Raw genomic sequence first — 17,287 nt, 5'->3', positions numbered from 1 at the left:
ATTAGCAAGGTCTTGTGTTTTAGCGTGTTAATACATCGAGTTTATCACCCCTCAAACAACTCACAAGTCCTACTCAATATCAGTATCAATGGCTACTGTTCTGGATATTTTCTTTAACAACTGAGGCGTTTTATGAATACTTGTCCTTGTTGCTCCGAGCAGTTACTCCGTCATATTCGCCAAAGCAGCATTTATTGGTTTTGCGCTCGTTGTAAACAAGAAATGCCAGCGCTTGAACTGATTAATCCTAAGCTGATCCAGAAAATTCCGAGGGTTAATCTCAGAAAAAATTCCTCATCCAATCAAATTTGGATGACCGTTAAGTAATGAGCGCATCCGTTTGTTCTCGGCGGATGTTCAAACAAAAGTTTTTGCATAAAAGGGGTATATCATCAAGCCATCAATGCTCCGCTTGAATTCAGTGACCCGACTCCCCTAGTGAGTTCAATCTAAACTTCAGAGTTTTTACCTCTTACCAGACTTATACATTGGCATCACTACCCGGGATGTGATTTGAATCACTGCTTAGTGTCAATGTGTAAGTCTTTTTCTGTGGCAACTTCCCAAATACGGCTTTGGATACAAACTTGCAGATGCAGCAGCGTATAATCAGGTATCGGTTTAGACGCCTTCTAGCTGTGATAGATAAACTGAAGATATATCCAGTACAATGGACAATTTGCAAGAGCGGCACAAGCCATCTTGATTTTAAAATCATACTCGCTGACACTCAACAAGGATGAGTGCTGCTAGAACTGACTCAATGTTGTTTACGAAAAAACGAGGCCTGGGTGATTTCAGCTCAATTGGGTTAAACCGCCCTGACAGGGGAACTATCCTTGCCAAGGGGGTAGAAATGGTATATCAGTCAGGGCAACGGCGCTTTCAGGCTCTTAAAGCGGTTGATTGGGAAATCGCAAGTGGTGATATCCAAATCTTAATGGGGCCATCGGGTTCTGGGAAAACGACTCTTCTCTCTATTTTGGCGGGACTACTGACCCCTTCTGCGGGACAGGTATACTTACTTGGAGAAGAGATTACCCAGATGTCTCGCTCCAAGCTGGCTCACTTTAGACGGCAAAACATTGGCTTTATTTTTCAGAACTTTAACCTATTTCCAGCGCTGAGTGCCGCTGAAAATGTAGAGGTTGTACTCAATATCAAAGGCATTAAGGGCAAAAAAGCACGCTATCAAGCGCAAGTTCTCTTAGAACAGGTTGGGTTAGGGTTTCAAGCCAATCAAAAACCGGCTGATTTATCCGGAGGACAGAAACAACGGGTTGCGATCGCTCGCGCCTTAGCCGGCAACCCGCAAATCATCATGGCGGATGAACCAACCGCTGCCTTAGACTCCCATAGTGGACATAAGGTGATTGAACTGCTGCGTCGGTTGGCGAAAGAAGGCGGTTGCACGGTGCTGATGGTAACACACGACCCGCGCATTATCGATGTTGCCGATCGCGTCACTTATCTGGAAGATGGCATATTAAGGGATGGCACGACGTTGCAGTAGTTTACGGTGATTCCTGCTCCTGCTTGAGCAATTGCTCCTTAGAATCGCCCCAGTATGCGCTGTAAGTCCAGATTTCGTTAAAACCCTTCGTCTCTAATGACCATCGATAAATCGCGGAGTTGGGGTTAACCCCAACCTCGATCAGTTTTGCCCCCATATAATATTCAATCTGGCGTTTTGTCAAATCTTTAAAGGCGTCAGTTTTGTTCTTGCCGATTGTGCGAGACATGTGGGCTTGTGTGGGTCTGGTCATGCTTCTATTGATTGATTGTTAATGTTTTTCTTTGTATGATTACATACTTGTCTGGTTGTTATTTCACCTCGGCGTTGCTGAATAGGGGTATGAGTTTGAGCAGCTCCCCGAATTCTGAATTAAGTTCATCCAGTGGTAATCAGGGTTTTAACAAAGAAGTCGGGGATCTTGGTTGCCTGTTTATACTTCTAAATCAGTCATGCCCCTTCACCTGTGTGGTGGCTATCTTCTGGAAAAAGTTGACCGCCTTTCATTTCACGCCAATCCATGGCTATGCTGTGGGGCTTTCCGGCGATTAAGCTAAAAATTTATGCCCACTCAAAACTCAACTCCTCTCACCCTGCAAGAAGCGCAAGAACTGCTTAAGCCGTTCAACTGCATCGAAAACAAATCCATTACCTCGGAATCTGAAAAAGCTCTCATCCGTCAAGCACTACTTTTGCTCACCGAACACTCAGATTACCAAATTTTAGGAATTTGCGCGGATACCGCAGCTCAAGGATTATCTGCCCTCAAAAGCTACGCAGAGGCTTTAGGTTATCCATCCCTTTTTGACCTTCAGCCGATTGAGGGGTCAGTTTATATCAAATTCAACCCGAAAACTGGCCTGTGTTATCTCGATTCCTACACCGGCATCCATCGCGGCGTTTTGGTGTCTTGTCAATCGGCTTACGAAGACGGCATTAATGAAATGTACGGTCATTTACCTCTTGATTTGTTTCACGTATCCTAGTACACCCAGGCAGAAATAACTATCCAGCTAAATCGCTCCCTTGCATGATCAAGAGGTGGTGACTAACTTCTGCCAACCGGGTCTAAGCTGATCCGCGTCGCCTTAGGATCGCATCTGCTGTTCACTCACTCAGCAAGCGATCAAATTCCTGTTTAACAATCCGATAACACTCACAGGAAGTGCCTTCTAAACCAAGGCGATCGCAAATCTTCATCCTGCCCCGACTGTAGCGGATTAGCCCTGCCTTTTGCAGAATCGCCGCCACCACACTCACGCTGGCACGGCGCACTCCCAGCATTTGCGAGAGGAACTCCTTGCAGGCTGAATTTATTGTAAAGAAGTTATGTATTTTAAATTACATCCTAGCGTCCAGCATGAGCAAGAATGACTGTACGCTATAGGACAGACAGAGAATTAGCCAAACTATAACGTAGAGAAAGCGAAAGTAGAAAGGTGCCTACTGAATCAGTGGTATAGATCTGATGCCAAACTATCAAAATCAGAATCAGATAATTTCTCAGCGAACAAAAGACCTCATTGAAAAGCTTCTGTTCGGGAAAGTTTCTTTGAAAGAGATTGCCAAAATTACAGGTATTTCAGAGCAATATCTACGGAGCTATGTGAATGATCAGTATGATTTTATCCCTGAATAAGTGCTGTTTATAAAAAAGAATTCAATAAACATACATCCTTAATGCGACAGTAGGCCAAGCCAAATAAAGGCTGACGTTAAGGATGTTTTTGCATTTTTAGCTAAAATAACTGATAAGACTATCCGAAGATATATTTTCCCCTTCAGAATATTAGATTTTCTTATATTTTTTATATTAAATACTAATGCAATTTAAGTGAAAACTAATTTACTTATGTCCAGAGATTGAGTTTTTTTGGTCTAATAATCTATAAAATGAATCACAGATAACAAATAAGAGATAAGGTCGCGATAGAAGAGGAGAGAGGACTTCTCTAAGTTTACAGCGTCATTATTAATCTCAACGTTTGCTTGGTTTCCAATTCCTTCAACGGAATTACTGGGGCTGAACTGGATCTAAATTCTGAACCTTCATTTAATCAATAAGTCACTGCGTATACCCAAATAAGTCACTGCGTATACCCATGAAATTGTTCAATCCTTAAGTCATTGAGGCTGTTTCAGGCTTGAAAAATTAGACGCGGCGAACCCTTATAAGACAGGTACTCAGCAATCGTTGATTCTAACCCAATATTAGTTTTCCCCGAAACTTAACCTATGTACATTGCAACACTCTGGCCCGGTAAAGTCTATCCTCTAGGTGCAACTTGGGATGGTAAAGGCACAAACTTCGCTCTGTTCAGTGAAAACGCAACAGGCGTCGAGCTTTGTTTATTTGATAAAGATGATGAAGAGACGCGTCTAGAGCTGACTGAGGTCAGCAACTTCGTCTGGCATGGCTATGTGCCCGGAGTGGGACCGGGTCAACGCTACGGCTACCGAGTGCATGGCCCTTATGACCCTCAGAATGGTCATCGCTTCAACCCCAACAAACTGCTGATTGACCCCTATGCAAAGGCAATTGATGGCGATATTGGCAATGGGCCAGAACTGTTTGGCTACTCTTGGGAGGCTGCGGAAGAAGACCTATCTTTTTCTGATCTAGATAGCGCCCATCTGATGCCCAAGTGTGTTGTCGTCGATCAGTCCTTTGATTGGGGCGATGACCAACTGCTGAAAACACCCTGGCACGAAACGGTTATTTATGAAACCCACGTCAAGGGTTTTACCAAGCTGCACCCGGATATCCCGGAAGAGTTGCAGGGTACCTATGCGGGACTCGCCCATCCAGCTGCGATCGAGCATCTTCAGGCGATCGGGATTACAGCCGTTGAGTTGCTACCCGTTCATCACTTCCTCGCCCGTCCCGGACATCTGGTTGATAAAGGGCTAAGCAATTACTGGGGCTACGATTCCATCAACTATTTGGCCCCCTATTCCGGCTACAGTGCAGACAAAGTGCCGGGGGGGCAGGTCAAAGAGTTCAAGGAGATGGTCAAGGCATTACACTTTGCCGGGATCGAAGTGATTCTGGATGTGGTCTACAACCACACGGGGGAAGGCAATCACATGGGGCCGACTCTGTCGCTTCGAGGCATCGACAATGCCATTTACTACCGTCTGGTAGAAGATGATCCCCGTTACTACATGGACTTTACAGGCTGCGGAAATTCTCTAAACGTGCGCCAAGCCCAAGTCCTGAAGTTAATCATGGATAGTCTTCGCTATTGGGTGACGGAGATGCATGTCGATGGCTTCCGCTTCGATCTGGCTTCGGCATTAGCGCGAGAGCTATTTGCGGTGGATAACCTGTCAGCATTCTTTGACATCATTCACCAAGACCCAGTCTTAGCCGATGTGAAGCTGATTGCGGAACCTTGGGACGTGGGAGAAGGTGGCTATCAAGTGGGGAACTTCCCAGTTCTTTGGTCGGAGTGGAATGGCAGGTATCGCGATACAGTGCGGGACTTCTGGCGCGGGGAGGAGAGTGGATTAGGGCAATTTGCTTACTGTTTCACCGGCAGCCCCGATTTGTATGAGATTAATGGGCGCAGACCGAATGCGAGTATTAACTTCCTCACCGCCCACGATGGCTTCACCCTGAACGACTTGGTGAGTTACAACGAGAAGCACAATGAAGGAAACGGGGAAAACAACTGTGATGGAGAAAGCCACAACCGTTCTTGGAATTGTGGGGCGGAAGGTGAAACAGACGACCCAGGAGTGTTGCAGTTGCGGGAGCAGCAGCGGCGAAACATGCTCGCCACCCTAATGCTGTCCCAAGGCATCCCCATGTTGCTGGGGGGCGATGAAATGGGGCGCACCCAACGAGGCAACAATAACGGCTACTGCCAGGATAATGAACTCTCCTGGTTTGATTGGAACTTGCCAGAGGGAAATGCGGATCTGTTGAAGTTTACCAGTCAGCTCATCTACTTCCGCCGTCAGCATCGGGTATTTCATCGGCGTAAGTGGTTTCAAGGTCGAGCAATTCATGGCTCAGGCATCACAGATATCGCTTGGTTCAATGCCGATGGCGGTGAGATGACAGATGAGCAGTGGGAAGTGGGTTATGCCAAGACTCTTGCAGTGTTCTTGAATGGACAAGAGATTCCTGCACGCGGTCCTAAAGGGGAGCGCATCATTGATGATGATTTTCTCTTGTTCTTTAATGCCCACTATGAAACGGTTGAATTTACTCTACCAGAGGGGCTGCGGGATAAGCAGTGGGCGGTTGTGATTGACACCAAAGAGCCTCGCTTCCTCAATGAGGAGCAAGTGTTCACCGACACTCAAGCGGTGCCAGTTACGGCGCGATCGCTCGTAGTATTACGCCGTGTGAGTTAACTTATATGCATACATGGGGCGATCGCGGTTTCTCAAGCCATGATCGCCCTTTCAATGAGAATTGATTGATTCCTTATACGGCGAGGGAAAAATATTTTCGCTGTTCAGGCTCATAGCCAGTAGAGTAAACGTCAACAATCCTAGAGCGAAAACGTTGACCACTGGCACCAAGGATGAATCACGTCTCTAGAAAACTCACTAGTTGGACTGCAACCCTGACTCTACTCGCCCTCGTCACGGCGTGTTCTTCCACCAAGCCACCGCAGGACACTACGAAATCGACGCCTACTTCTACACAAAGCTCCAGTCGTAACCCTTCAGCTCAGGAGTCTAGCGTACAACCTTCAGCCGTCCCCCTGCCCAAATCCACTCATAACATGGGGGACGTTGTTTCAATAAAAGATAAAAACCTGAGTTTGCAATTTAAAGTTAACGGAATCCGCGAACACCCAGGAAAAGGAGTAATTCAGCCCAGTTCAGGTCATAAATGGATTGTGGTATCGACGACCATTGCTAACAAAGGACAGGAAGCCAAAACCTTGTCGGTTGTATCCTTTGAACTGATGGATAGTCAAAATAATCCCTATGAGGTTGCTCTATTGGCAGGGGCGTTGGAAGATGTGAAAAGCCCTACCGGTTCAATCCAACCGGGGGATCAGCGACGCGGTGAGGTTGCGTTTGAAGTCCCAGAGCGTGCTCAAGGGCTGAAGCTGCTTTTTCAACCCAATCGGGATGCTTGCGAAGCCCTGGCTGGGCAGCCCAAGGCCGCAGAAACAGTCAATTGTGAGCCAGTTGCCATCAAGCTCAAATAACCCCCTGATCTAGTATTGAGTCGTTTGGAAGATACAGATATGACGGCTCGACGGTTTTAATTTTTAGCAAACGATGAGGGAGAACTGCGATGAGAAACGTAATACTGGTGACATTACTTTTAGGGAGTCTCGCCGCTGGATGCCAGGATGGAGGGGTGACAGGAACCTCTCAGCCAGGTAGCACATCCTCCAGTTTAAATGCGATCGGTTCGCCTGCGATCGCACAAACCTCAAAATCTTCAACCCAGTCTGAGGCTCCGCAGAGTTTGGCTCAGGCACAGCAGACTTGTGATATTACTGCCTTTGTGATTGATAAAGACCCAAAAGGTGTTAATGTGCGTTCTGGAGCTGGTGAGAGCCAGAAGGTTATTGGGAATTTGCCGACCACAACGATTGGTGTCATTGTCGATATTACAGGGTCTAAAGGGAACTGGGTACAGATCTCTAAAGCGGAAAGCCCTGATAAAGTCGAATTCCAGGGAACTGGCTGGGTTCACTCTCAACTGTTGGGCACCAGTACTCGTGGTTATGGGACTCAAGGTGTCTCCGTGTACAAGAGTGCCAATACGCAAAGCTCTGTTATGGGACGGATTCCACCCGCAACCGGGGTTAAACTTTTAGGGTGTAGCCAATCTTGGGCTTTGGTTGAACATGAAGGGCTAAAAGGATGGATTGAACCGGAAGCTCAGTGTGGGAATCCCTTATCCACCTGCCCGTAATTCGGTAAATGAGGCTCTTCCGTACCTAGTATGCTAATTCGCCTCATGCGATGCCCAAAATTCTTGCCCTGCAAGAATTTTGGGCATTATTTAGAATTCATTGGGGCGGCGGAGGCACTAAATTGCGGAAAATTGCGGGGTATCACGTTTATCATCGGTTTCAACTGATAGTTTGGCATACTAAGTCCTGGAAGAGCCATATCTTCAAATTGCAAACCTAAAGACAGCAATCACGTCCAACGCCGCGTTCGCAAATAGGCTATTTTTCTCCTCTTCCTGCAATTTCAACTCCCTCATTACCCTCGCTATTCGTTACTTAATCATGCAGCAACGCCTAACCGCACTGCGAGCCTCCCAACCAGAGATAAATGCGATCGCACTTTCCGATCAAATCGCCCGAATGCGAAACACAAAGATTGCTGCATTAGTAGTAACAAGTTTAGTCCTAGGACTGTCAGTACAAAACCTCAAAATTATCCCAACCCGCGCTCAAGACGCCGGAACGACACGCACCCTGACAGAACCCCGTCGCATTCGCGTCCCCAAAATTGCCACCCAACGCAGCACCAAAGCAAACCCAAACTGCCCCTGTCCTTATGATGTCGCCTTCGGTGGTAATGCTTGTAAAGGACGCTCAGCCTATGCCCAGGAAGGTGGGGATGAACCCGCTTGCTATGTGGGCGAGACAACAGCTAGGCAGCTTTGGTGGAATAGCCCCAATAACAAGTTTGTGGATCGCCAGCGAACGGGGCAGTAATACCAATTCACTAAATGCTTGCTACAGATAGTTTTCTTGTTCCCCCCTTGATAAGGGGGGCTAGGGGGGTCGATGTGTAACGGATTAAAAGTGAAATGGTATAAGAAGTAGTAATCCTGACATCTTGCACCAGTCGCAATAACCCGCCAGGGGTTTAAACCCCTGGCTAATAGTTAAAGTCGTCTAAAGACGACTGGATAAAAATTTCAGTCCATTTCAATAGACTTGAGCTATGACGCAAGAAATTAATTTCTTGGCGGGGGTGACTAAACTACAAGCATGGGGGATGCGACGACGATTCAAGGATTCAGGATAGGAGCCAAATCTAGGACGAACCCAGGCAGCACGTCTTCGCCAGAAAGAATAGGCGGTTCGTTCAAGGAAAAATGGAGCGTTTCTACCTCAACCGCAGGTCGATAAATTTCCACTAACGGCGTCTGGGGGTCAATCAGCCACCCCAAGCGAGCACCATTATTCCGGTATTCACCCATTTTTGAGCGCAATTGCTCCAGAGAATCTGTCTCAGAACGCAGTTCGACCACAAAATCTGGGCAGAGGGGAGGGAAGCGCTTCCTATCGTCACGAGGTAAGGCTTCCCATCGTTCGCGCAGCACCCAAGAGGCATCGGGACAACGTTTGGCACCATTGGGTAATCGGAACTCCGTTGAAGAGTCAAAGACTTTCCCCAGCTTGGTTTGCTCGTTCCAGTTGTAAAGTTTCGCCGTTAGCCCAGCATTGCTGATGCCGCTTTCTCCGCCAGTTGGGGGCATAATAATCAATTCTCCATTTGCTGTTAGCTCCAACCGCCACTCTTCATTTGCCACACATAGCTGATAAAATTGCTCGTCTGTCAGACCAACAGCAGGGGGTACATTCAGCGTTAGAGTTTCCATCGGTGATGTTCTGCCAACAGGGTTAATTTTATTATGGGCGAAGGACTCTGCGGCGTTGCACCGTATGACGTTACGGTAGGATTTGCCAATCACTCAGCGTCAGCCTCCATTAAGGCTTCGCTACAGTGACAATAGGTTTGGCGCTCTGCTCCTACACTGAAATTATGAGAGTTTTTGCCCCTATTCCTGCACCTTGGCGTCACTGGCTAGCGGTCATGCTAGTGATGTTCAGCGCGATCGCATTTTCCTCCTGTAGATTAGCAGACTACAAAACTCAAGCCGCGCAGATTCCGCGATTAGTGGTGAGTACCCTGAGTGACCCCAAGACCTTTAATTATGCCCTCAGCAGTGAATCGCCTAATGTGTTTAGCTATATCTATGAGGGATTAATTACTGAAAATGGACTCACCGGAGCCATTGAGCCTGCCCTTGCAGAACGTTGGCAGATTTCTGAGGACAAGCAACGCATTGTATTTACCCTGCGGCAGGGATTGAAGTGGTCTGATGGCGAACCCCTAACCGTGGATGATGTGGTTTTCACCTACAATGAAATCTACTTCAATGAATTGATTCCCACCCCTGTGAGAGATGTCCTAAAAATTGGAGAAAGTGAAGCATTGCCGACGGTACGAAAACTCAGCGATCGCCAAGTCGAATTTACTGTACCAGAACCCTTTGCTCCTTTTTTACGGATTACTAGTCTTCCTATTTTACCTGCCCATTCCTTGCAGGAATCAATTACCACCAAAGACGCTCAAGGTAAGCCCAAATTTCTCACAATGCTGGGCACTTCTACTGACCCTAGCACGATTATTGTCAATGGCCCTTACCAACTCGCTAGTTATGTTCCTAACGAGCGTGTAATCTTCCAGAAAAATCCTTATTACTGGCGGCAGCCTCAACCTTATATTGAACAATTCATTTGGCAAATTGTAGAATCAACCGATACATCCTTAATTCAGTTTCGCTCTGGAGGATTAGATGTTTTAAGTATCTCTCCCGACTATTTTTCTTTGCTCAAACGCGAAGAAAAGCGGAGTAACTTCTCAATTCACGAAGATGGGCCAGCACCAGGAACTAGTTTTATTGCTTTTAATCTAAATAAAGGTCGAAGGAACGGGAAATCCCTGATCGATCCGATTAAATCTCGTTGGTTTAATACTGTAGCCTTTAGACAAGCCGTAGCGCACGCGATTAATCGTGAGCAAATGAACAACAATATCTTTCGGGGACTGGGAGAATTACAAAATTCACCTATTTCTGTACAAAGCCCCTACTATCTTTCGTCCCAAGAGGGTCTTAAAATCTATGATTACAATCCAGCACGAGCCAAAGAATTACTCCTAGGAGCAGGCTTCAAGTACAACAAGCAAGGTCAACTTTTCGATGCCGATGGCAATCGCGTACACTTTACCCTAATCACCAATGCGGGCAATAAAATTCGCGAGGCTATGGCAGCCCAAATTCAGGCAGACTTGAGCCAAATCGGTATGCAAGTTGATCTCTTTCCCTTAGCGTTTAACACACTTCTCGACAAGCTCAACAATACAATCAATTGGGAATGTTATTTGCTAGGATTTACAGGGGGTATTGAGCCAAATGATGGGGCGAATGTCTGGTCTGTAAATGGTGGATCGCATCGCTTCAATCAACCCGCTAAACCTGGACAACCGCCAATTGAAGGACGGGAAATTTCAGACTGGGAGCGGGAAATTGGTCGCCTCTACATCCTGGGAGCTAAGGAGTTAGATGAAGCCAAACGTAAAGCTATTTATGCGGAAACCCAACGAATTACGCAGGATTATTTACCCTTTATTTACCTGGTTAGCCCACTCTCAATGTCTGCGGTACGTAATCGCGTTCAAGGCATTCAATTTTCTGCTCTTGGAGGAACACTCTGGAACATTTACGAACTTAAAACTGTAGAGAAATAGTCACTGATTAAGTTGTAAAATCAAGCGATTTTGTTGTCTAAATACTCAAAAATATCTCTCATTTATTTTATGTCTTCGACTTTCTTCTCTTTCCTTACTCGCTGTCGGTGGTTCTTGGTTTCATTGACCTCTATGCTGGTAGTGACAATGACCAGTTGTAGCTTAGCGAAATTAAAAACGGCATCGGCTCAAGTGCCTCAAATTGTTGTCGCTGTTCTCAGTGAACCTTCAACCTTTAACTATGCTCTCAACCAGTCTGCCTACAGTGTTTTTGGTTTTCTCTACGACGGATTAATCAATGAGAACCCCCTAACGAGTAAACTAGAACCGGGTTTAGCGGAGTCCTGGACAGAAGACAAGCAGAGGATTGTGGTTACGTTACGGGAAGGATTAAAGTGGTCAGATGGGAAACCTTTCACAACAGATGATGTGGTTTTTACTTATAACGAAATCTACCTCAATCCCAAAATTCCTGCACCAACCCAAGATGCTCTAAGAATTGGTCAAAGCCGTGCATTCCCCACTGTGAAAAAACTTGATGATCGACGGGTTGAATTCACCGTCCCAGAACCGTTTGCTCCCTTCCTGAGATATGTGGGTGGCATCCCCATTATGCCAGCTCATATTTTACAGGAATCTGTCCGCACCACTGGTTCAGATGGCAAGCTTAAGTTTCTTTCCACTTGGGGAACTGAAACCGATCCTCAAAAAATTGTCGGTAATGGCCCCTATGTGATGGAAAGCTACACCCCCAGCCAGCGTGTAATCTTCCGGCGCAATCCTTACTATTGGCGCAAAGATACTCAAGGGAATCCTCTGCCTTATATTGAGCGGATTGTTTGGCAAATTATCGAAAATACCGACACTCAACTCATCAGTTTCCGTTCAGGGCAATTGGATGATTTGGAAGTAGCACCGGAGGCTTTTAGCTTGCTCAAACAAGAGGCAAAGCGAGTTGGCTTTAAAATTTATAACGGTGGGATTGATACAAGCACAACATTTATTGCTTTCAATCTGAATAAAGCCAAAAATTCTAAAAATCAACCCCTAGTCGATCCCATCAAATCTCGCTGGTTTAATACCAAAGAATTCAGGCAAGCGGTTGCCTATGCCATTGACCGCGAAACCATGAAAACTAATGTTTTTCGGGGATTGGGTGAACTTCAATATTCATTTGTTTATCCCACAAGCCCCTTCTACCTATCACCCGAAGAGGGTTTAAAGGTTTACAATTACGACCCCGAAAAAGCCAAGCAATTATTGCTAGGAGCCGGATTTAAATACAATGCTCAAAATCGGCTTCTGGATGCTGAAGGAAATCCAGTAAAATTTACTCTCCTCACGAATTCAGAACGAAAAGTCAGAGGAGACATGGCTGTGCAGATTAAACGAGATCTAGACAAAATTGGGATACAAGTTGATCTACGAATTCTCAGCTTTAATGCTTACCTAGCAAAACTGAAAAATACGCAGGATTGGGAATGTTATCTTGGGGGATTTGCGGGAGGAGGCATTGAACCTCATAGCGCTAGCAATATATGGACAATTGCGGGAACCTCACACGCCTTTAATCAAGGACCAAAACCAGGCACTTCTAATCTCATTGGTTGGGAAACTTCCGATTGGGAAAGAGAGATTGATCGTCTTTATCTCCAAGGTGTACAGGAACTGGACGAGGAAAAACGCAAGGCCATTTATGCTGAATATCAGAGAATTGCCGCCGAACAATTGCCATTCATCCATTTGGTAGAACGACTGAATCTGCAAGCCGTGCGCGATCGCTTTCAAGGCATTCAATACACGGCTTTAGGTGGCCCTTTCTGGAACCTTTATGAACTAAAGGTGACTGATTGAATAGGAAAACACAGCAACTGAACTCTGACATTCCCTTTGATACCATTGCCGAAAGAGTAGTCCTTAAACAAGGCGTTAATTCCTGTAGAGATTTTTTGTAGAATGACCCAACCTGAAGCCTTACAATCCTTGTTAGAATCCGTTGCCGCTGGTCAAGTCAGCCCTGCTAATGCCCTCGATAAACTGAAGAATTTTACCTATGAATCCGTGGGGGATTTTGCCAAAGTTGACCATCATCGCACGTTGAGAACGGGCTTTCCCGAAGTAATTTGGGGCCCAGGCAAAACACCGGACCAAATTGCTCAGATTATGGAAGCAATGCGGCTGCATAATCCGGTGGTGATGGCAACACGAATTGAGCCAGATGTTTTTGCCCAGTTGCAAGAAAAAGTCCCTGATGTTCAATATTATTCAACAGCTCGAATCTGTGCGTTAGCACCTGCCGCACCCCAACCCACCTATGCGGGACTGATTAGTCTCATCTCTGCCGGAACCTCTGACTTACCCGTAGCAGAAGAAGCCGCTGTCACCGCTGAACTTTGCGGGTTTCAAGTGCAGCGCCTCTGGGATGTTGGGGTTGCAGGTATCCACCGCTTGCTGAATAATCGAGATGCGATCGCACAAGCCGATGTTCTAATTGTTGTGGCTGGGATGGAAGGCGCATTACCCAGCGTCGTGGCTGGGTTAGCCGATTGTCCAGTGGTGGCAGTCCCTACCAGTGTGGGTTACGGCGCAAGCTTCGGTGGTCTTGCTCCCCTCTTGACAATGTTGAACTCTTGTGCTGCGGGTATAGGCGTTGTTAATATTGATAATGGCTTTGGTGCGGCTATCCTAGCGGGGCAAATTCTGAGGACAGCCCACAAGTTGCAACTTCGTCAATCAATTTAGAACACGATAGTCCAACCCTGTTTCTTCGCCTCTTCCTTGGTGTAAGAAACGCCATCAATCTTAATCCCTTGGGCATCGAGAAGGGTGATAATCCCGCCATCATTGGCAAGTTGGACATCAGTTCCACTCAACGGTACTCTCATACAAGCACCCGACTCGATGATTCCTGTGAGCGTATACTTACGCTTCAACCGATCTGCTAACGCCCAACCCGTCAAATCTACTGGTGCAGGCGAGGCATTCAGCAAGGTAACTGACTCCTTACCTGGATCTTCACCCATGGGATTAACCAAAGCCGCGATGATTCTTACCTGTGCTGCTACCGTAGGAGTGGTCGGATCTAAGGGCAGTGGCGGTTTATCAGGAGTGGTTACCAAGGGGTTGCCCTTCACATCATCAGTATGGAACGACTGCGACTGGAAGGCAAAGAAAGCCGCAACCCACTGATTCCGTTCTGGGAAGTGAATCAGCAGCCCCCCATCTTGATAAACCCCGTTATATTTTTGAAACGTACCTGAACTGCCCTGATTCATGTGTATGTCATGAACCCCATTCCCAGGACGGAAGCCGAAAATCTTATCCGCCTTAGTCTCTGGCCCCCATTTTTCACCGAAGGCATACACAACGGCTTTGTCAGATTTAATCGCCCGTTGAATGTATAAATCAATCAGTTCATTCAGGTCATTATCTGGCCCAGGCACGTTGTACGGCAACGGCTTCATTTGGGTAACATCAAATAGGTTCCCCCGGATGTAGTCTAAAGCCAACTCTCCTGGCTTGCTCGGCAATAGATGAAAACCCAAATCTAACGCAGTCAGCTTGTCAGTAATGGAGTGATCAAAATCGTCGTCTACGAAGTACAACAAATCGACGGGAGCCAGCACTGACTGAACATTGATGGCAAGGCGGTAGCTCTGTTGATTATCTTTGACATGTACTTGATAATGTGGGCTTTTGTCATCATTTTCCATCTTGCCAGCCACAGCCCGACCTTTCAAAACACCGTAATTTTTGATAGGCATTTTCTTTTGTCTCCTTGGGTTAATTAATTCACTCAATTCAATTCGGTCATGAATCTGCTAAGAGTTCAGCAAATTACCATCTGGCAGCTCAAATTGAGCAATCACGGGTGCGTGATCGGATTCGGGATACAGCATATCAGTGGCAAAGGCGAGGGATTCGTCGTGCAGCAGCTCATTATGAATTTCTGCCCCCCGGTAGTACGCTAGTAACCTCCGCGAAATCAGCACATGGTCTAACATTCTCCCCTTACCGTGGTGTAACAAGGAGAACCGCGCAGGCTCAGGAATACTACGTTCACAAGCCACCATTACCCGCTTCGAGAGCTTGCCATTTCCTGTATTCTCAACATCTCCCCGAATGGCTTCCATTGCAACTTCGTCGATTTCTGCATTAAAATCCCCACAGACTACAACTAGCGCCTCTTCATCGGCATCAAACAACTGATCGATGAAAATCCGTGTCTCTAGCGCCTGTCCCACTCGCTTCATCGACGACAGGAAGAATCCCTCCGCCCACCCAGAGGGGGTTTTCCAAGTATAATTGTTGAGCTTTTGCCCTGGAATCGGGCTGGGTAGTTTAGATTTCAGGTGGACGTTAATGATATTGAGAATCTGACTATCGGGGAGTTTGATGGTAGCGTGTAAGAACGGTCGCTCCCAGGTTACTTCCTTCGCTTCTTTATCCCCTGGAGTCGCGGTCACCGTGCGGTACAAAGGAGGTGGGGCAAATTTGTGTTTGTACTGTTGGTGTCCGAGAATCTCAAAGCGACTAAGAATGACGAGGTTGCGTTCATCGTAGACTTGCTTCTTATCCTCGGTCATGGTACTCACAGAGGCGAAGTTAGCGTAAGGTGTTCCCTCAATGAGTTTTTGTAACGCCAAAAGCTGGCGAGGTTGCCCCACCTGTTCCTGTCCGTTAACCTCCTGTAAGCATAGGATATCGGCATTGAGCCGTTGAAGTTGAGGTCGCATGACGGCGATGCGTTCCTCCAGAGTGGGCTTTTCTCCCGGTTTGTCGTCCAGGTTTTCTAAGTTGAATGTAGCAATGCGTAACTTGATGGGCATCAGGCTGCCTCCTGAAGTGCTCGTAGGCTACTTCAAGGGGAGAATGGGTGGTTCCGGAGATGCTGTGTCATATCGAATCCGTTTGCATTGGAATCATTTTTTTTAACGCAGAGGGCGCAGTGGGAGACGCTGAGGGACGCTGAGGTTTTTGCAGAATTCCGATGCAATCTGAGTCAATCTAAATTCAGCGATTGAGCCAAATCTTCGATCAAATCGTCTGGATGTTCAAGACCTACCGAAACACGCAATAAATTCTCTGGGGTTTTTGTTCCAGCACCTTCGATTGAGGCACGATGTTCGATTAAACTTTCTACACCGCCTAAGCTGGTTGCCCTCTTAAAAAGCTTTACCTTTGCCACAACGGCAAAAGCCTTCTCTCGTCCTCCTTTTACTTGAAATGACAGCATTCCCCCAAACAGTTGCATCTGTTGCTGAGCAATCTCATGTCCTGGATGGTGTTGAAGTCCTGGATAATGCACTGTCTCCACTTGGGGGTGTTCACTCAAAAACCTTGCCACTTTCAGCGCATTTTCTGAGTGGCCTCTCATGCGGTAGGGTAAGGTTTGAATCCCGCGCAAGACAAGCCAAGCATCGAAGGGAGAAGCGACCGCACCACCAAGGGTTTGAATGCTGCGAATCTTTTGAAAAAAGTCATCTGCCGCCTTGGTAATCGCGACACCTCCCATCACATCACTATGCCCACTCAGATATTTGGTCGTAGAATGCACGACTAAGTCGGCACCCCATTGAAAGGGATTTTGTCCCATTGGTGTTGCCCAGGTATTATCGCAAACACAACAGGCATTGACTTGATGAGTGATGTCTGCAATCTTGGCAATATCGATTATTTTGAGCATGGGATTAGAGGGGGTTTCCACCCAAATCAGCTTGGTGTTAGGCTCAAGCGCTTGCTCGACAGCGCTAGGATCGGTCATATCCACAAACGTGACGGACAAATTCCACGGGATAAAAATTTCTCGCAACAGAGAGGTGGTTCCAGAGTATGCATCTAAAGGTGCAATCAGATGGCTTCCAGGTTGTAGCGCTTGGAATACACTCATCGTTGCGGCTGAACCTGAAGAAAAGGCGGCGGCGGCCACTCCTCCCTCTAGTTGACATAAACATTGTTCTAAGGCTTCTCGATTGGGATTATTGTCTCGAATGTATTTATATCCATGAGGATAGCTGCCATCGACCTGACGCTCAAAGGTGGTGGATAAATAGATGGGGGGTGCAATCGCTCCTGTTGCCGCATCGACGTGATGACCTGCATGTACAGCTAGTGTCTCAATTTTCATGGATTAGCCCTTACCGTTTTTTTTAATAATTTTTAAGAAGCAATTTGTAATACATTGATGGAAAAACGTATTACACCGAAATCTTACTTGTACTGTATGACAAAAATCACTGATCCCCAAAAATATTTACTTCTCCACTCAGATACAACAGGTTGAGTCGTTTGAGC

General features: G+C 46.6%; 16 protein-coding genes. 10 read left to right on the top strand and 6 right to left on the bottom strand.

The window, feature by feature from the left end; genetic code table 11:
• Window positions 1–739: 739 nt before the first annotated feature.
• Window positions 740–1,513, top strand: a complete 774-nt coding sequence (locus MIC7113_RS15230) for an ABC transporter ATP-binding protein (protein WP_015183047.1) — start codon at window positions 740–742, stop codon at window positions 1,511–1,513.
• 1 nt (window position 1,514) lies between these two features.
• Here MIC7113_RS15230 and MIC7113_RS15225 read toward each other — a convergent pair whose 3' ends face one another.
• The gene (locus tag MIC7113_RS15225) at window positions 1,515–1,766 is read right to left on the bottom strand and encodes a hypothetical protein (protein WP_015183046.1); all 252 of its coding nucleotides are present in this window, start codon (window positions 1,764–1,766) and stop codon (window positions 1,515–1,517) included.
• 310 nt (window positions 1,767–2,076) lie between these two features.
• Between MIC7113_RS15225 and MIC7113_RS15220 the strand changes: the two genes are divergently transcribed.
• Window positions 2,077–2,499 carry a DUF1824 family protein gene (locus MIC7113_RS15220; protein ID WP_015183045.1) on the top strand — a complete coding sequence of 141 codons (423 nt, stop codon included), beginning with the start codon at window positions 2,077–2,079 and terminating at the stop codon, window positions 2,497–2,499.
• A gap of 121 nt (window positions 2,500–2,620) precedes the next feature.
• On the opposite strand, the gene MIC7113_RS34800 is transcribed toward MIC7113_RS15220, so the two are convergent.
• Window positions 2,621–2,830 (bottom strand): helix-turn-helix domain-containing protein, encoded by a 210-nt coding sequence (locus MIC7113_RS34800; RefSeq protein WP_226883688.1) that lies wholly within the window; start codon window positions 2,828–2,830, stop codon window positions 2,621–2,623.
• Window positions 2,831–2,981: 151 nt separating this feature from the next.
• Between MIC7113_RS34800 and MIC7113_RS37680 the strand changes: the two genes are divergently transcribed.
• From MIC7113_RS37680 to MIC7113_RS15200, 5 genes are all read left to right on the top strand, one after another.
• Window positions 2,982–3,152: a hypothetical protein gene (locus tag MIC7113_RS37680; protein ID WP_015183044.1), complete on the top strand. Its 171-nt coding sequence runs from the start codon at window positions 2,982–2,984 to the stop codon at window positions 3,150–3,152.
• Between the two features lie 596 nt (window positions 3,153–3,748).
• A complete protein-coding gene (gene glgX / locus MIC7113_RS15215) occupies window positions 3,749–5,878 on the top strand; it encodes a glycogen debranching protein GlgX (RefSeq protein ID WP_015183043.1) in 2,130 nt (709 codons plus the stop codon).
• A 173-nt stretch (window positions 5,879–6,051) separates the two neighbouring features.
• Window positions 6,052–6,690: a DUF4352 domain-containing protein gene (locus MIC7113_RS15210; RefSeq protein WP_015183042.1), complete on the top strand. Its 639-nt coding sequence runs from the start codon at window positions 6,052–6,054 to the stop codon at window positions 6,688–6,690.
• Window positions 6,691–6,779: 89 nt separating this feature from the next.
• A complete protein-coding gene (locus MIC7113_RS15205) occupies window positions 6,780–7,409 on the top strand; it encodes an SH3 domain-containing protein (protein WP_015183041.1) in 630 nt (209 codons plus the stop codon).
• A gap of 322 nt (window positions 7,410–7,731) precedes the next feature.
• The gene (locus tag MIC7113_RS15200; protein WP_015183040.1) at window positions 7,732–8,166 is read left to right on the top strand and encodes a hypothetical protein; all 435 of its coding nucleotides are present in this window, start codon (window positions 7,732–7,734) and stop codon (window positions 8,164–8,166) included.
• A 299-nt stretch (window positions 8,167–8,465) separates the two neighbouring features.
• Here MIC7113_RS15200 and MIC7113_RS15195 read toward each other — a convergent pair whose 3' ends face one another.
• Complete coding sequence (locus MIC7113_RS15195; protein WP_015183039.1) at window positions 8,466–9,059, bottom strand: Uma2 family endonuclease; 594 nt, start codon at window positions 9,057–9,059, stop codon at window positions 8,466–8,468.
• Between the two features lie 164 nt (window positions 9,060–9,223).
• Here MIC7113_RS15195 and MIC7113_RS15190 point away from each other — a divergent pair, with 164 nt between their 5' ends.
• The 3 genes from MIC7113_RS15190 (at window position 9,224) to larB (ending at window position 13,735) form a co-directional block, all read left to right on the top strand.
• On the top strand, window positions 9,224–10,993 hold the full coding sequence (locus tag MIC7113_RS15190) for an ABC transporter substrate-binding protein (protein WP_041780081.1): 1,770 nt from the start codon (window positions 9,224–9,226) through the stop codon (window positions 10,991–10,993).
• Between the two features lie 147 nt (window positions 10,994–11,140).
• The gene (locus MIC7113_RS15185; protein WP_226883650.1) at window positions 11,141–12,847 is read left to right on the top strand and encodes an ABC transporter substrate-binding protein; all 1,707 of its coding nucleotides are present in this window, start codon (window positions 11,141–11,143) and stop codon (window positions 12,845–12,847) included.
• 102 nt (window positions 12,848–12,949) lie between these two features.
• Window positions 12,950–13,735, top strand: coding sequence for a nickel pincer cofactor biosynthesis protein LarB (gene larB / locus MIC7113_RS15180; RefSeq protein ID WP_015183036.1), 786 nt, complete (start codon window positions 12,950–12,952; stop codon window positions 13,733–13,735).
• Here the strand turns inward: larB and MIC7113_RS15175 are convergent.
• The 3 genes from MIC7113_RS15175 to MIC7113_RS15165 all read right to left on the bottom strand — a co-directional run bounded on the left by MIC7113_RS15175 (window position 13,732) and on the right by MIC7113_RS15165 (window position 17,120).
• Window positions 13,732–14,757, bottom strand: a complete 1,026-nt coding sequence (locus MIC7113_RS15175) for a DUF2278 family protein (RefSeq protein ID WP_015183035.1) — start codon at window positions 14,755–14,757, stop codon at window positions 13,732–13,734. The two genes, larB and MIC7113_RS15175, sit on opposite strands and share 4 nt — an antisense overlap.
• A gap of 57 nt (window positions 14,758–14,814) precedes the next feature.
• Complete coding sequence (locus tag MIC7113_RS15170; protein WP_015183034.1) at window positions 14,815–15,822, bottom strand: endonuclease/exonuclease/phosphatase family protein; 1,008 nt, start codon at window positions 15,820–15,822, stop codon at window positions 14,815–14,817.
• A 173-nt stretch (window positions 15,823–15,995) separates the two neighbouring features.
• A complete protein-coding gene (locus MIC7113_RS15165) occupies window positions 15,996–17,120 on the bottom strand; it encodes a trans-sulfuration enzyme family protein (RefSeq protein WP_015183033.1) in 1,125 nt (374 codons plus the stop codon).
• Window positions 17,121–17,287 lie beyond the last annotated feature (167 nt).

It is taken from the genome of Allocoleopsis franciscana PCC 7113 (genome assembly GCF_000317515.1).
GTDB lineage: Bacteria > Cyanobacteriota > Cyanobacteriia > Cyanobacteriales > Coleofasciculaceae > Allocoleopsis > Allocoleopsis franciscana.
Note: the sequence above shows the minus strand (reverse complement) of the source record. Positions and strands in the feature narration are given on the sequence as shown.

Excerpts from the sequence above, each read along its gene's own strand:
- MIC7113_RS15220 (WP_015183045.1), top strand. The coding sequence starts at position 2,077 with ATGCCCACTCAAAACTCAACTCCTCTCACCCTGCAAGAAGCGCAAGAA.
- MIC7113_RS37680 (WP_015183044.1), top strand. The coding sequence starts at position 2,982 with ATGCCAAACTATCAAAATCAGAATCAGATAATTTCTCAGCGAACAAAA.
- glgX (WP_015183043.1), top strand. The coding sequence starts at position 3,749 with ATGTACATTGCAACACTCTGGCCCGGTAAAGTCTATCCTCTAGGTGCA.
- MIC7113_RS15230 (WP_015183047.1), top strand. The coding sequence starts at position 740 with ATGAGTGCTGCTAGAACTGACTCAATGTTGTTTACGAAAAAACGAGGC.
- MIC7113_RS15170 (WP_015183034.1), bottom strand. The coding sequence starts at position 15,822 with ATGCCCATCAAGTTACGCATTGCTACATTCAACTTAGAAAACCTGGAC.
- MIC7113_RS15165 (WP_015183033.1), bottom strand. The coding sequence starts at position 17,120 with ATGAAAATTGAGACACTAGCTGTACATGCAGGTCATCACGTCGATGCG.
- MIC7113_RS15210 (WP_015183042.1), top strand. The coding sequence starts at position 6,052 with ATGAATCACGTCTCTAGAAAACTCACTAGTTGGACTGCAACCCTGACT.
- MIC7113_RS15185 (WP_226883650.1), top strand. The coding sequence starts at position 11,141 with ATGACCAGTTGTAGCTTAGCGAAATTAAAAACGGCATCGGCTCAAGTG.
- MIC7113_RS15200 (WP_015183040.1), top strand. The coding sequence starts at position 7,732 with ATGCAGCAACGCCTAACCGCACTGCGAGCCTCCCAACCAGAGATAAAT.
- MIC7113_RS15195 (WP_015183039.1), bottom strand. The coding sequence starts at position 9,059 with ATGGAAACTCTAACGCTGAATGTACCCCCTGCTGTTGGTCTGACAGAC.
- MIC7113_RS15190 (WP_041780081.1), top strand. The coding sequence starts at position 9,224 with ATGAGAGTTTTTGCCCCTATTCCTGCACCTTGGCGTCACTGGCTAGCG.
- larB (WP_015183036.1), top strand. The coding sequence starts at position 12,950 with ATGACCCAACCTGAAGCCTTACAATCCTTGTTAGAATCCGTTGCCGCT.
- MIC7113_RS15205 (WP_015183041.1), top strand. The coding sequence starts at position 6,780 with ATGAGAAACGTAATACTGGTGACATTACTTTTAGGGAGTCTCGCCGCT.
- MIC7113_RS15225 (WP_015183046.1), bottom strand. The coding sequence starts at position 1,766 with ATGACCAGACCCACACAAGCCCACATGTCTCGCACAATCGGCAAGAAC.
- MIC7113_RS15175 (WP_015183035.1), bottom strand. The coding sequence starts at position 14,757 with ATGCCTATCAAAAATTACGGTGTTTTGAAAGGTCGGGCTGTGGCTGGC.